Source organism: Synechococcus sp. A15-44 (assembly GCF_014280115.1).
Classification (GTDB): domain Bacteria; phylum Cyanobacteriota; class Cyanobacteriia; order PCC-6307; family Cyanobiaceae; genus Parasynechococcus.
This window is the reverse complement of record NZ_CP047938.1, coordinates 148700-163154: the sequence shown is the minus strand read 5'-3', so window position 1 is coordinate 163154 and position 14455 is coordinate 148700. Positions and strand designations below refer to the sequence as shown.

11 protein-coding genes are annotated in these 14455 nt (G+C 59.3%); 4 read left to right on the top strand and 7 right to left on the bottom strand.

Translation table 11 applies throughout. The features are described from left to right. Positions 1–18: 18 nt before the first annotated feature. Positions 19–2409 (bottom strand): UvrD-helicase domain-containing protein, encoded by a 2391-nt coding sequence (locus SynA1544_RS00825; protein ID WP_186514488.1) that lies wholly within the window; start codon positions 2407–2409, stop codon positions 19–21. A gap of 44 nt (positions 2410–2453) precedes the next feature. Between SynA1544_RS00825 and SynA1544_RS00820 the strand changes: the two genes are divergently transcribed. Genes SynA1544_RS00820 through SynA1544_RS00805 form a run of 4 tightly spaced genes read left to right on the top strand, consistent with a single transcriptional unit; the run spans position 2454 to position 5926 of the window. After that, positions 2454–3326, top strand: coding sequence for a hypothetical protein (locus SynA1544_RS00820; protein WP_186514487.1), 873 nt, complete (start codon positions 2454–2456; stop codon positions 3324–3326). 27 nt (positions 3327–3353) lie between these two features. Next, positions 3354–4178, top strand: a complete 825-nt coding sequence (locus SynA1544_RS00815) for a sulfotransferase family protein (protein ID WP_186514486.1) — start codon at positions 3354–3356, stop codon at positions 4176–4178. A gap of 44 nt (positions 4179–4222) precedes the next feature. Continuing rightward, positions 4223–5071, top strand: a complete 849-nt coding sequence (gene kdsA, locus SynA1544_RS00810; RefSeq protein WP_186514485.1) for a 3-deoxy-8-phosphooctulonate synthase — start codon at positions 4223–4225, stop codon at positions 5069–5071. A 6-nt stretch (positions 5072–5077) separates the two neighbouring features. After that, positions 5078–5926, top strand: a complete 849-nt coding sequence (locus SynA1544_RS00805; protein WP_255477672.1) for a sulfotransferase family protein — start codon at positions 5078–5080, stop codon at positions 5924–5926. A gap of 25 nt (positions 5927–5951) precedes the next feature. Here the strand turns inward: SynA1544_RS00805 and SynA1544_RS00800 are convergent, their stop codons facing one another. Genes SynA1544_RS00800 through SynA1544_RS00775 form a run of 6 tightly spaced genes read right to left on the bottom strand, consistent with a single transcriptional unit; the run spans position 5952 to position 14420 of the window. Then, positions 5952–6806: a sulfotransferase gene (locus SynA1544_RS00800; protein ID WP_186514484.1), complete on the bottom strand. Its 855-nt coding sequence runs from the start codon at positions 6804–6806 to the stop codon at positions 5952–5954. Then, on the bottom strand, positions 6803–7927 hold the full coding sequence (locus SynA1544_RS00795; protein WP_186514483.1) for a glycosyltransferase: 1125 nt from the start codon (positions 7925–7927) through the stop codon (positions 6803–6805). The genes SynA1544_RS00800 and SynA1544_RS00795 overlap by 4 nt, the downstream gene beginning before the upstream one ends. Further along, positions 7924–9183: a glycosyltransferase gene (locus tag SynA1544_RS00790; RefSeq protein ID WP_186514482.1), complete on the bottom strand. Its 1260-nt coding sequence runs from the start codon at positions 9181–9183 to the stop codon at positions 7924–7926. The genes SynA1544_RS00795 and SynA1544_RS00790 overlap by 4 nt, the downstream gene beginning before the upstream one ends. Further along, on the bottom strand, positions 9176–10330 hold the full coding sequence (locus tag SynA1544_RS00785) for a glycosyltransferase (RefSeq protein ID WP_186514481.1): 1155 nt from the start codon (positions 10328–10330) through the stop codon (positions 9176–9178). The genes SynA1544_RS00790 and SynA1544_RS00785 overlap by 8 nt, the downstream gene beginning before the upstream one ends. Next, positions 10327–12582, bottom strand: a complete 2256-nt coding sequence (locus tag SynA1544_RS00780; protein ID WP_186514480.1) for a glycosyltransferase — start codon at positions 12580–12582, stop codon at positions 10327–10329. The genes SynA1544_RS00785 and SynA1544_RS00780 overlap by 4 nt, the downstream gene beginning before the upstream one ends. Then, complete coding sequence (locus SynA1544_RS00775) at positions 12582–14420, bottom strand: ABC transporter ATP-binding protein (protein WP_186515391.1); 1839 nt, start codon at positions 14418–14420, stop codon at positions 12582–12584. The genes SynA1544_RS00780 and SynA1544_RS00775 overlap by 1 nt, the downstream gene beginning before the upstream one ends. Positions 14421–14455: the final 35 nt, after the last annotated feature.

Below are 14455 nucleotides of genomic sequence, written 5' to 3'. Positions count from 1 at the left end.
CGATGGCTGGTGAGGAGATTAAGCGGTGGTCACGGGCTCGATCGGCGCCAGACGCGGATCAAGGATCTTGGGACCCATCCCGGCGAACTTGACCGCAATCGACACCTTCTCGCCGCTGCCGAAGGTGTGGGTGATTTCGCCAACCCCGAAACTGGCGTGGATCACCTGATCTCCAACTTGCCAGCTGCGTCCGGGAGCTGGGCCAGCCTGACGGCGACGCACAGCATTGGCTGGGGCCGTTGACGGCTTATCGCGATCCACACGGGTGAGCCGGTCAAGGCGCCGCTCACGCCGTAGCGCCGCCCCTCCGGTCTGGGGTAGATCGCCCTGGATCAGGGCTTCCGGCAGCTCGGACAAAAAGACCGATGGCACGGCCGCTTCACGCATGCCGCCCCAAAGCCGACGTTCACAGGCATGGGACAGGAACAACCGTTCCTTGGCTCGGGTGATGCCCACATAACAAAGCCGGCGTTCCTCCTCCAACGAGGCCGGGTCATCCAGCGATCGGTAGCTGGGGAACAGACCCTGCTCCAGACCCACCAGACACACCACCGGGAACTCCAACCCCTTACTGCTGTGCAGCGTCATCAGGGTGACCCGATCCGCCGCCGTGTCCTTGTTGTCGGCATCGCTGGACAAGGCCGCCGTGGCCAGAAATCCCTCCAGATCGCCCTCGTCGTTTTCCTCCTGGTATTGCAGAGCCGCATTCACCAGTTCCTGCAGGTTACGGCGGCGCTCCTCCGCCTCATCGGTGCCATCGGCAATCAATTCACTGACATAGCCGCTCTTCTCCATCACCTGCTGAATCAGCTCGGATGGCGCCACGTCACGACTACGGGCTTTCAAATCGTTCACCAGATCACAGAACTGAAGAAGACCCTTGGCCGAACGGCCGCCCAGGGAACGCACCGCTTCGGGATCACTCACCACATCCCAGAGCGGAATCCCCAGCTGATTGGCCGCATCGGTGAGGCGCTGAATCGTGGTCTTGCCGATGCCGCGCTTCGGCACGTTGATCACCCGCAGCAGACTGACCGTGTCGGCCGGGTTCACCAGCAGCCGCAGATAGGCCAGCAGATCTTTGATTTCGCGGCGGTCGTAGAAGCGCAACCCACCCACCACGATGTAAGGGATGCCCCAGCGCACCAGGGATTCCTCGATCGCGCGGGACTGGGCATTGGTGCGATACAGCACAGCCATATCACCCCAGCTCAGCTCGGGGTTGGCGGCTTCCATCGTGCGAAAGCGATGCACCACGGCTTCCGCCTCGGCAATCTCATCGTCACAGCGGGTGAGGGTGATCAGCTCCCCCTCTCCTCGCGTGGGACGGAGAACCTTGTCGATCCGTTCGCTGTTGTTGGCGATCAGAGCATTGGCCGCCTCAAGAATCGTGGCGGTGGAGCGGTAGTTCTCCTCCAGCTTCACCATCGTTCGGGTGGAGTCATCCGGCGCCTGATCACCGAAGTCGTCCTGGAACCCCATCAGGATCGTGAAGTCAGCTGCACGGAAGCTGTAGATGCTTTGGTCGGCGTCACCGACCACAAAGACGGAACGGCCTGACCAGTCCTCAACATCCTGAGGATCCTTGCCATCGGTGACCAACAACTTGATCAGGTCGTACTGGGTTCGGTTGGTGTCCTGGTACTCGTCCACCAGGAGATGACGAAAACGTCGGTGCCAGTAACTGCGCACCTGCTCGTTCTGCTGGAGCAACTGAACCGGCAGCAGCAACAGATCGTCGAAATCCAAGGCGTTGTTGGCCGCCAACGCTTTGCGGTAACGCCGATAGACATCGGCCGTGAGCTTGCCCCGCTGGCCTTCCGCATTCGCTTCAAGCTGGTCCGGCAGCCATCCCTGGTTCTTGGCATTGCTGATGGCCCAACGGGTCTTCTTGGGCTCGAACCGTTTGGGATCCAACTGGAGTTCCTGGGTCACGATCTCCTTCACCAGGCTCTGGGCGTCGGCCTCGTCGTAGATCGAAAACTGCTTGGTCCAGGTGAGTCCTTCGGCGTCCTTGAACTTGTCGATGTCGTAGCGGAGCATCCGCGCAAACAGGGCATGGAAAGTGCCGATCCACAGCTCCTTGGTCACCTCCCTGTAGATCCGTGAGCGCAGCTGGCGCTGCTCCACCGGGGGCAGGGTGCTCCAGGGCTGGCCGTACTGGCTCTGGGCAAGACGCTGCGCCAGGAGCAGCTCAAGCCGCTCCTTCATCTCGCGGGCGGCTTTGTTGGTGAAGGTCACCGCCAGGATTTGGGCAGGATCGGCACCGTGCTCGCCAATCAAATGGGCGATCCGATGCGTGAGGGCGCGCGTTTTGCCACTGCCAGCTCCTGCCACCACCAGCAGGGGCCCCTCGTGATGGTCCACCGCCCGTCGTTGGGCGTCGTTGAGGCCGGCCAAAAAGCTCATGGTTGGAGATTAGTGGTGCTTAGATGCCTCCAACGCAGCTGCGGATGACTGGCGAGATCTCGATGGCATCCCCTAAAGGGTCACAGCGAGCGCTTCTGGTTCCGGCTCCACCGAAATGTGCCAGTCAGACCCTTGCGGCCCTGCTGAGCAATCACCTTGCTGCGCCGGTTGTGCGCCACAAAACCACCAAGGGATTCGGACACCTGCTCCTGAACGTTCAAGAGCTTGGCCGCCGCGAACGTTGGTTGCGCAAGATCCGGTTCCACCAACCGCACAAACGCCTCTTGGTTTACGGGCATTACCCGGCCTCCCACCACAACCTCAAGCAGCTCAAGCGGCGCTACAGCACAGCAGCGGTGGTGATGCCAGTGCGCCCCCTCGGCGCCTTGTTGTGCTCCCTGATTCACCACACCCGACGCAAGAGCTACGGCCCCCTCGACCTCCGCTGTCCAGGACTCACGGATGGCATCCCGAACCTCCATCAGCGCTCAGAAAGCGATTTGTTCTACCTTCTGGGCATCCTCTATCTCCCCCAGATTCATCTGCTGATTCGCAGCTGGATCGAAGCAACAAAAACAAACAACACCCCTCTCTTTTTTGTGCCTTTCGAAGGCATCACTAGAGCCCAAAGCGACTTACTCGCCAAGATCAACCCACTCTTGCCCGAGGACTACCAAAGCCCCCTGCAGCCCGACAGAACAAACAACGCGGTCAAGGTCAACATGTCAACGACTCGGAAAATCAAAATCGAGGACATTGACTTCAACCAACGGGAATCCGTTGAGGCGATCGCGACGAAGCTGTTCGGCTGCGACGACAACCTGGGCGACCTCCTGCCCTACCTCCTCTCCGACCTCCAAGCTCCTGCAAAGGATTACATCGCCCCTCTGACCTGGGAATTCAACAGTCATCAGTAAAGTCAACACTCAGCAATCCGACGTTTCTTGCCCTTCTCTCGCACCCAGAAACGCATTCGCAGAGAGTTGCGAGAGCAGCGCGCTCTCCTAAGCCTGGCCATCGAGCGCAAGACGTTAAAGATCAGGCGCGACAATCTTGATCGCGTCGTGTTTTACCCAGAACACAACATTGCTTTTAATAGAATCGCCAAAAGCGGCAATTCATCCGTCATTCTTTACCTGGATGAAGCGATCCGGGGCCCAAGCAGCCATCAAAACGACTACAAGCAAGCCAAACGGAGTGCCATGGGCACAGGCAAAAGCCTGATGGAAATGACGGGGACAAAACAAGACCGAGCATGCCTGAAAAGGGCTTTATTTTTTACGGTCGTTCGCAATCCCTGGACGCGGACATTATCTGCATTTCTGGACAAAATTGCCAACGGTCCTCAAGACAAATACGGATCCATTCCAGGATTTGGCGACAACAGCCAAGCCGGCTTCGAAAGTTTCATCACCTTCCTGGCAAGCGGCGGACTGCACGCCAACCACCACTGGAAACCACAGAACGATGCGTTACTCCTGCCCGCATCCCAGTTCAAAAGCATTTGCAGGCTTGAACATCTCTCGACCGAACTGCCCAATGCCTTGACCCAATCAGGCTTAACGCTGCCCAGCTCCGAGCAGCTGCAACAACCGCACCGGATTGAAAGCAACCAGCACAGCAAACTCACCCAAGCTTCCAGCAAGCTGTCGCGCTACTACAGCCTTAAAACCATCCAGGCTGTGGCAGATCTCTATACAGACGACTTCAAGCTTGGGAGCTACAGCCTGGACCCCCGCAGCATCGGCTTGAGCCTGCAGAGCAGCTAAAGGAAGGCGGGTAGGCTCGCGCGATCCGGAGAACGCTCAAGACCGTGGCGCAGCAGATCCAACTGGGCGAGATCACCTTCGCGAACGATCGCCCCTTTGCCCTTTTGGGTGGCGTGAACGTTCTCGAGGATCTGGATTTCGCCCTCCGCTGCTCAAAGCACTACAAAGATGTGTGCGAGCGACTGAACATCCCCCTCGTCTTCAAGGCCTCCTACGACAAGGCCAACCGCTCATCGATTCACTCCTTTCGCGGCCCCGGCCTGAAAGAGGGACTGGAGATCCTTCAGGCGGTCAAAGACACCCATGGCATCCCTGTGATCACGGATGTCCACAGCCCTGAGGAGGCCGCTGCCGCCGCCAAGGTGGCCGACATCATTCAGCTGCCGGCCTTCCTCGCCCGTCAGACCGATCTGGTTCGCGCCATGGCGGAAACAGGAGCTGTGATCAACATCAAGAAGCCACAGTTCCTCAGCCCGGAGCAGATGCGCAACATCGTGGACAAATTCCGCGAATGCGGAAATGAACAGCTGTTGCTTTGCGAGCGAGGGACCAACTTTGGTTACGACAATCTCGTCGTCGACATGCTGGGCTTCGGCGTGATGAAACGCACCTGCGAAGACCTGCCCTTGATCTTCGACGTGACCCATGCTCTGCAATGCAGAGATCCAGGTGGTGCGGCCTCAGGCGGACGCCGCACGCAAGTGGTTGACCTGGCCCGCTCAGGCATGGCGGTTGGTCTGGCTGGTTTGTTCTTGGAAGCCCACCCAGACCCAGCCAAAGCACGATGCGATGGTCCCAGCGCCCTACCACTCGATCAGCTGGAGCCATTTCTGACGCAGGTCAAAGCCATCGATGATCTGGTGAAAGGAATGCCAAACCTGCAGATCAACTGATGCGTGTTGGCACAGGAGAACCTCTTGGCCTCTGACGCAACCTTTCTGCTCGGCGTTGGCGCCCAGAAAGCAGGAACCACCTGGCTGCACGATCAACTCAACCGCAGGAAGGATGCTGATTTCGGTTTCCTGAAGGAGTACCACGTTTTCGATGCGCTGGAGCTGCAGCACTTTTCCTCCTTCCGGCCCAAGAACCCCACACCATGGAAGTGGCGAACCTGGCGTCGGGCGCGGTTCATCGCACAACCCGAGCGCTACTTCGACTACTTCGCATCACGGCTCAAACCACCCCAGATCCGACTCACGGGGGACATCACCCCGTCCTATGCCGGGTTGAGCGCGGAGAGTTACCAGCGCATCCAGAAGGCCTTCGCCCAACGCGGCGTGCAAACGCGGGCGGTGTTCATCATGCGCGACCCGGTGGAACGGTTCTTGTCACAGCAACGCATGCAATTGCGCAAGCGTGGCCTGCTCAAGCCGGAACACGAAGTCGAACATCTGAGCAAGGCCAGCCTCAAGCTGCTCAAACGTGACTCTCCTCGGAGCGATTACCCCGCGACCCTCGATGCACTCCGGACAGGTCTTGCAGCCTCCGACGTGTTCGTCGGCCTCTACGAAACCCTGTTCACAGCAGCAGATCACCGTGCCTTGTGCCGGTGTCTGGGCATCCCAGAGCAGATCCCCGAACTGAGCCACCGGGTGAATGCCAGTCAGGCCACCACAGCTGTTCCAACGGAGGTGTTGCGGCGTCTTGGGCTCCACTTCGCCCCATTGGTGACGGCGGTCCAGGAACGTTGTCCGGATCTCGGAGTTGAGCAGCACTGGGCCACCGCGATGACCTGGAGAGACGCCTAAGGCGACCCACCGCACAGCAAGCGCGTCACAGCAAACCGTTGGAATACACCAAGCGGCGGTTCATGCGAGCCACGTTGGGCAAAAGCAACCCGAAATGCGCAGCCGTGGGTGCCGGCGCTCCTAACCATGCGCCGTCGTAGGCAATTGTTCGACTGCGCTCTGCATCAAAACGCACCCGATTGCCCGCAAGGATGTGGCTGCTGCTGTTCTGGCCGGGAGCCAGCATCGCCTCCTGAAAATCGATGGACAGCCAGGTGGAGAGCAACTCCAAGCTGCGCTGGGGTTGAAGCGCAAATTCCTCATACCCCAGATGAAACACCGGGTAAGGAGACTGCCGGAACGACCGTTCGAACTTGGCGTTGACACGCCACCAACGCGCCAGCTGACGCATGGCAGGCCAGCGCAGGCCGGACTTGCGGCCAGCCCTGGCGCGGGAATGCACCCAGGAGCGCACATCGCGCACGAGATGAATGATCCGTATGTCAAACATCGCCTCGGGCAACCGCGTCATCTCCAGATCGTCCTGGTACGAATCCACATGCCAGACGGCCCCGCCGCCGTGGGGAGAACCCTTCAGCAGCCGCAGCACTTTCTCCTGCATCGGCATTTGGTCGTGCAGGCGAAGCCACTCAAGCTGAGGGCCCCAGATGGGGCACTCCGCCGCAACGACCCCACAGGTGCAACGCCGCTCAAACCGATGGGAACCGCGCAATTGACTGGGCCCACGATGCTCGTCCCCCGGCTGTGGCGTCGCCAGAATTCGTGCCGCTTCACCCAGGCCGATGATCTGCGGATGCGCCCCAAGGGCCAGATCCAGCATGGTTGTGCCGCTGTGGCCCAGACCCCGAATCAGCAGCAACTTCAGGCGTTTGCTGCTCATCCTCTGTGGTCCACCAGATCGTTGAGCAGCATGGTGATCTGATCCACGTGGTGCTTCACGGTGAATCGTGCCTGAGTCCGACGTTGACCGGCAGCCCCCCAAGCAGCAGCAAGTTCCGGACGATCGGCCAGCAAGGCCATGGCCTCCGCCATCCCCCACCGGTCGCCTTCCTCCACAAGCCTTCCGGTCTGTTGATCCACAACCACATCTGGAATCCCGCCATGACGGGTCGCCACAACGGGCAGACCACAAAGCTGGGCTTCCATCACAGAGACCGGGCATCCCTCCTCATCACCATCTTCCGCTGTGCGGGAATGCTGCACAAACACCCGTGCACGCCTCATCTCCTGCACCACTGCATCCGGGGAAAGAACACCTGGGAACTGAACAAGATGCTCAAGTCCCAGCTGGTGCGCCCTTTCCTGCACGACGGAAAGGAGAGGTCCATCACCAACCATGACCAGGCTGCAGGCATCAGCATGCTCCGTCAGGCCTTGCAAGAGAGCAAAAGCCTCCAGAGTGTCCAGCGGACCTTTTTTGGCCACAAAGCGTCCCACCGCCAGAAACCGCGGAGGCATGGAGGCGGGGGTGGCTCCCTGAAACCGCTGCTCATCGGCACCGGATGGACTGATCACAAGCTGTGCCGGCTGGGCTCCGAGGGAGATCAATCGGCTCCGCATCGTTTGGTTCTTAACGATCACAGCCGAGGTGAGCTGAAACAAACGGCGGTAGCGCTGCTGAAGGCGCTTCAGATAGCGCTCCGCTGAGGCATCGGCGCCGCGGAAGTGAACCGCCAGGGGAACTCCCATCCGAGCCAGCTCCATCACCCTCACGGCATGAAAACCGAACTCCACCATCACCACATCCGGCCGGTGGCGTTTCACCAAAAGCATGGCCACGGTTGAAGTGGGAAGTGTTGCCAACCGAAGCCAGCCCAAGCGGGTGCAGACCTTGCTGGTCAGCACCGCCAGGCCATACAGGGCTTTGAGGGGCTCGCGCCAAGGCATCTCATCCCCGAAACAGGCCTCCACCGCAAAGGGCAAGCGGGCCAGATTGGCGCGCACAAAGGTTTCCGTCCGTGCCCGCCGGGTCGGGGCCAATACCAAGACACGAGCGGTCATGACAACGCCAGGATCGACCGCCAGAGCGGTTCCAACTGGGGCCAATCCAATGCAGCAATTCGTGCCTTGGCCGCTGCCCCCATCCGCCGGCAACGGTCTGGATCCGAAACCAGCGCCTGCATGGCTTCCGCTAGAGCGGCCGGATCATCGCTGGGAACGACCAATCCGCTGATCCCGGGCTCAACCACCTCTAAAGGGCCAGGAGATGCGTCCGTCACGATCACGGCCAGACCGGCAGCCATGGCCTCCAGCAGAGCATTGGGCATGCCCTCAAAACGGGAGGGCAACACGAACACAGCCGCTTCCGCCAGGAAGCGCTCCGGATCAGAGCGAAAGCCCAGGAAGCGCAGCCGGCTGGAGACCCCCAGATCCTTGGCCTGTTGCTGCAACGCCTCACGCTCAGGCCCATCACCCACCAGGTTGACGGGCCATGCCGCTGCGGCTCCGCTCAGCCTCGGCAGAGCAGCAACCAAGACATCCAGGCCTTTCTGGGGCACCAACCTGGCAACACTGACGAAGCCAGAAGCCTCAGATTGATCACCGTGAGCCTCAACCTTGGAGGCACCGGGCAGCGGATTGGGCAGAAGAGCCAACCGCTCCCAGTCCCCCATGGCGTCCAAAGCCGAGAGAACGCCAGCTGTGTTGGCAGTCACCACATCGGCCCGGCGATAGGCAAGCGGCCGCAGGCGCTGCCACACCTCGGGCAGCCGCTGAAGCGAGGGGTCGTTGCGCTCCGACACAACAAGGTGGATCGGCAAGTCCCAAGCAGCACAACAACAGGTGATGTTGGTGCGGGTCAGCAGAGCCAGAACCCGATGGGGCCGCTGACGGCGGAACTCCTGGCGTAACTGGCGCAAACGCAAGCCAGCCGTCGCCTCGGTGCCGACAGCAAAGAGCCCCATGGCCAGGCCCCACCCCTGGGGACGGACGCAGGTTTGAAACCAACCCTCGAACCAACGCAATTGCAGCTGAAAGAACAGGCGGATCAGCTTGTCAAGCTGCGCCAGGGCGAAACGACCAGCCCGGGCCCACCAAGAGCGATGGGTCGGGGCCCCCAGTTCGAGCCAGGGAATCCCATCGGGGAGGGGATGGGCCACAGGATGCCCCGGGATCAGCGTCACCAGCTTCACCTTCAAGCCCTGCGCTGCAAAATGACGGGAGGCAATCAAGGCCACTTTCTGAGCGCCCCCCGCTCCGAGATGAGGCAACACCAGCCAGAGATCATCACGGCCTGGAGCCGACACTGATTCAGTCATCACCCACCAGCTGCACCACGCCGTGCATGAAACACCGGCGCAGGCGTTCCTCTGAAAAGCGTTGCCGCACCTCCAGAGCCGCATCCCCTAATCGCCGGCGTTGGCCTGAGTCCTCCAGCAGCTCCGACACCAGCTCAGCCCAGGTCTCCGGGGTGGCATCGTTCGCCAACAAACGACCATCAACACCATCGCGGATCAACTCGGCTGGACCCTGGGGGCAGTTGGAAGAGACGCAACAACAGCCGCTGGCCATGGCTTCGAGCAGCACGTTGGGAAAACCCTCGTAGCGAGAGGAGAGCAGGAACAGATCGGCCCGCTCGTACCAATCCTGCACATTGCCCACCCGCCCGGGGAAGTGCAAGCGGTGGGATGCCTGCGGCAGCAATCGGCGCAACTGGGCCTGTTGGTCAACACCGTGATATTGCCCCTGATCGAGGCCAAGGATCACCAGATGCACGGCGGGATACCGCTGCGCCAACAGGCCAAACATGGCAACCAAACGGTCAAAGCCCTTCTGATGGGATTTGGTTCCCACAGCCAGGAGCACCTGTTGGTCAGCTCCGACATTCCGGCGGAGCAACCAAGCGATGGGGTCGGGATCGGGCGCAAACCGGGGCAAAGGCCAGGCCACGGGGTTGGGCAGACAAAGTTGGGGACGCGCCTTCAAATGCTGGGCCAGCCAGCGACCCGTGGCTTCGGTTTGTACAAGATGCAGCTGGGCCCATGGGTAAGTGAGCCGCCGCAGCACCCGCCACGGCCAGCTCGGCCGCTTCAAAGGAGGGAAGTTCCGTTCCGAGACGATGCATGGACAGGCCATGCCCCGCACCGCCAGCAGCAGCTTGATCGCCGGCAGGGTGGTCATGCCGAGAACCAGATCAGGTTGATGGCGCCGCAACCATGCGCGCAACCGCAGCACGCGAAGGGGAAAACCCAGCGGCCCGAAGCGTCTTAACCAGATCGGATCTCCGGGTTCGAGAGCCCGTTGAACACCTGCCGGGACGGGATAAAAATCGCGGGACGCACCATGGCGGGTGAGCACCGTGGCCTGCCAGCCGGCTTCAACAAGCCAACGTGAAAGCAGAAGGCTGACGCGCTCGGCTCCACCGGTTTTGAGGGAATCGATGTAAAGCACGACCCTTCGGGTCATGGCGTACTCGACGTTGCAGGGTGAGGCTTAAGAAAGCCCTCGAAACAAGGCAACACTCTCGGCAACCGCTCAGCCCGCCAAGACTCGTCGACGATCTTTGCGCGGAACAGCAACAGCATCAAATCTTCAGTGGCCCTGCGCCTTGCGGCTTCGTCGGCGAGAGCGGGGTCCATCAATGCGACACGATCCATCACCTGAACGGCGAAGCCACGGTGGTCTTCCTGCACCTCGCGATCATCATGCTCCGGTCGATGGGCATGGTCATGAACGGCTTGCAACGCCTGCCTCGCCTGCCAGTAGAGCGCGACATCCGCTGAAGCCCAAGCCTCAACAGCATTGATCGCCAGCACGCGCATCAGATTCCGTGTGAGCCGGAAGGAGGTATCGGTTTCGATCGTGGTGAGATCGAGGCGTGCACAGAACTGCAGCGCACGCCGCCCAAGGCGAGCGGCACCAGAGCGATCCGCCAGGGTGAGATGAAGCCGCAGCGAGGTGGCGTAACAGGAGATCAGCAGCTTGGCGCGGTTGAAGCGATTCCCCTGGCGACACAGAGGTGTGTTGGGATCGTTTTCCAGACCTGTTGCCACTTCGTCCAACGCTGCGAGCGAAGCACACATCAGCTCGGGGTTCTTGGCTTCAGCAGCGCGGTAAGCACAAACGACCCTGCAGTAGGCGCGGTAGCTGAGGGGCAGGCGGGTGCTGGAACCCAGGGTCTCAAACAAAGCGATCTGCTCCTCCAGCACCTTGGGCCTGGCGCCACGGCGGAACAACAGGTGGTGAAGGTGATCGGTGCGGCCGAGCTCCAACCAGGAGCGCTCCATCAGCGCCAAGGCCTCGGCATACAGCCCTTTCTGGATGAGGCGGGGAATCTGTGCATCAAGCACCTGCGGCTCAATCGGATGGTGCCCATCAATCCAGCCCAACAGCTGACGTCCGACTTCACTGCGCCCACACCGGTTGCGCAACCGCACCGAGCGAAACAAGGCCGGCATCAACAGCCGCTGCAATGGCCAGGTTCGGGTTTGGGCCCGCAGCATCGACCGGCCACTTGAAGCCGCATCCAACAATCCCTCCCGCTGCAGGTCAGCAAGCATCTTGCGGGTGCGGCTTTCATAGGTGTGTTCAGCGGCCAGCGCCAAGCGCTGCTGCAGAGGTGGGCCATCACCGGCCAATGCCATCGCGATGGCGGCATCGAATGCCTCCGCATCCGGAGGGCAAAGCAACGCTCCAGAGACATAGGGGCGCAACGCCGGAATTCGGGTGGCCACCACGGGTCGCCCGGCTGCCAGGTATTCGAAGAATTTCATCGGAAACATGTGCTGCGTGTAGGTGTTCTCCTGCAGTGGCAGCAGAGCCACATCGGCGTGAGCGAGCCATGCCGGCAAATCGGCATAAGGTTGCAAACCCATGAGGTGCACATTGGGCAAAGCCTGAAGGGCCGTAATGCGTGTGTCCGGATCGGCCTCTCCAACAGGGCCCAGCAAAACGAACGACCACTCCGAACGTTGATGGGCCAAGGCCGTCAGCATGGGTAAATCAAGCTTGTAGGCATCGATAGCTCCGACAAACATCAGGCGAGGCTTGGGGATGCCAGCCAGATGCTTCGGGGCGTGGGGCGCATCCAGGGCGGCAGCGAAATGGGCCTGATCGGCAACGTTGCCGTAGTTGTAGGTGCAGGCATTCAGTCGCATCAACGACGCCTGAAGATCAGGAGACGTGGTGAACACCACATTCACCGTGCGACACAGCTGGCGCTCGCTGTCAGCAATCAAGGTCGCGGGCATACCTGGCTGGGCATGAATGCGATCGACGCAGTGGTAGACAGCAGCGGAGAACATCGACGACGTCGAGGCTGCAGCACGTCGTTTGAGGTTGAGATAACGACCGGTCAGCGGGTTGTACGTCCACAACAGTGGCGAGCGAAAACGCAGACTCCGGAGAACCCAGGCCAAAGCGCCGCTGAACAGCATCCGATTAATCCGCATCAACACCCCGCGTGTCCCACCGGGAATCACCATCGGCGACCAGATCCACAAGCCCGGCTCAACCTCGCGCGGAGGGCTGAACATCCGCCTCAGACGCTTGACGATCCGCTGCCGGTCCTGACGATCAGCACGCGGGGGACGCAAACCAAGAGACTCGATGTACAGCACGCGGTGGCCAGCCCGATGAAGGGAAAGCGCGGTGTGCTGCTTGTTCGTCCACAGGGAGTGGTCCCAGTCAGCGGTGGAGAGCAGAACGATATCTGCCATTAAGTATTTTCAATGCGATACATATCCCGGAAAGTCTCTGAAGACTCGCAAAGAGAGACGAAATCACCCTGGGCACGGATTCTACCGTCTTCGATCTCGACAATTCGATCACACTTTTTGACCGTTGATAAGCGGTGAGCGATCACAATCGTTGTGCAGCGACGCCCAACCAGATCCAAGGCTTGAAGAACATCATGCTCAGTTCTGTTGTCGAGAGCACTTGTGGCTTCATCCAAAACAAGAACTTTGGCACCGCGATAAAAAGCGCGAGCCAAAGCAAGACGCTGACGTTGCCCCCCGGACAATTTCACGCCGTTCTCACCAATCATGGTGTAGAGCCCATAGGGCATCTGAGCAACAACATCATCAAACTGCGCGGTTTTCAGGGCCGCCCAAATATCATCATCGTCAATTGCATCGTTGTCCAGTCCGAAAGCAACGTTGTCGCGAATACTTCCATCAAATAGGCGAATATCCTGAGGCACCAAAGCGCAATTAGCCTGCCATGCCGGCAGATCTTGCGGACTCACAGCAATGCCATCCAACATGAGCTGGCCCGAGGATGGCTGCAGCAATCCCAGCAGCAGGTGGGCAATTGTTGTTTTTCCGCTTCCGGTGCGACCCACCAGAGCGAAACGAGATCCAGTTGGAATAGAAATATTGATAGCGTTTAGAATTAATTTGTCACTGCGGCGATACGAAAAACTGACATCCTTCAACTGAATAAGACGGCGGGGCATCAACCCTTCAGGAGTTGGAACACCAGGAGAGGCAAGAAGAAGTCGCTCGGGCCTGAGATCCAACAAGTCGAGAGCATCCTTAATTTCCGGGAGACCACCACGCAAACGATTCAGACTACGGAACGTGTTCTGAAGAGGTCCAGAAATCTTCAACAGCGTGAACATGATTGCGAATAAATCAGGTATCGCATTACGCACATCGCTCGAGTCCCCGCTCAAAACAGCTGGAGCCAAACCAATCAGAAACAGAATCGAGATACCGGCAGGCTCAATCAAAAAGCGCGGCACATCGGGCAGCAAACGCGTGAGCCGGTCGTAACGCTTTGCCACGACTCCATCCGCAGAAAAACGAGTTACAAAATATTGATCAGCGGAGTAAAGATGGACATCCCGAATCGATCGCAGCGACTCCATCAGCAAAAGATTGATGCGTCGGCCGTAACGCACACGCTGCTTGGTGGCCAACCGCAAATAAGGAGTGATCAGCACGGAAGCCAATGCGTATGCCATCAGCATCAGCACAAAAATAGCTAACGCTTGATAGCCAAGAACGAAAACAACACCAATCAACAACGATGTTACCGAAAGTGCATTTCCGGCAATTGCAATCAAAGGGATGACTACTTTCGTGGAGACACTATTGAGAATTCGATTAAACTTTTCTGAAAGATTTGCAGTTCGGTTCTCAATGAAAAATTCGTATCGCTGCTGAAGAACATTTTGATAAACTTGATTAACAAGATCATTCCATATCTCGGCACTCAACAAGCTTTGCATCAAAGACACAAAGAAACGAACAAAAGACGTGAGCCAGAAGGAGGCAATCAACAACGCCAGCAACCAACCTGTCTGATCTAAAATTCCACCACCAAAGACCCAAATCCCAGGCAAACGGTCTGCCAGCTTTGCGCCTGAAAAAAGACCCACAAATCGGGCCAAAAAGGCAATCAGAAGGAGATCAAGGATGCCCTGACAAAACGAAGCGAGCAGAACGAACCCGACCAACCGCTTCCGACGCGCCGGCAACTTGCCCAGCAGCGCAGAGATATCTTTCCAGGTCTGACTCTGCAGCGAAAATATTGGAAACTGACGGCTGATCTTTCCCAAGCCAGAACCGACGCATCAACCTTTGA

Excerpts from the sequence above, each read along its gene's own strand:
- SynA1544_RS00825 (WP_186514488.1), bottom strand. The coding sequence starts at position 2,409 with ATGAGCTTTTTGGCCGGCCTCAACGACGCCCAACGACGGGCGGTGGAC.
- SynA1544_RS00820 (WP_186514487.1), top strand. The coding sequence starts at position 2,454 with ATGACTGGCGAGATCTCGATGGCATCCCCTAAAGGGTCACAGCGAGCG.
- SynA1544_RS00800 (WP_186514484.1), bottom strand. The coding sequence starts at position 6,806 with ATGAGCAGCAAACGCCTGAAGTTGCTGCTGATTCGGGGTCTGGGCCAC.
- SynA1544_RS00795 (WP_186514483.1), bottom strand. The coding sequence starts at position 7,927 with ATGACCGCTCGTGTCTTGGTATTGGCCCCGACCCGGCGGGCACGGACG.
- SynA1544_RS00790 (WP_186514482.1), bottom strand. The coding sequence starts at position 9,183 with ATGACTGAATCAGTGTCGGCTCCAGGCCGTGATGATCTCTGGCTGGTG.
- SynA1544_RS00785 (WP_186514481.1), bottom strand. The coding sequence starts at position 10,330 with ATGACCCGAAGGGTCGTGCTTTACATCGATTCCCTCAAAACCGGTGGA.
- SynA1544_RS00780 (WP_186514480.1), bottom strand. The coding sequence starts at position 12,582 with ATGGCAGATATCGTTCTGCTCTCCACCGCTGACTGGGACCACTCCCTG.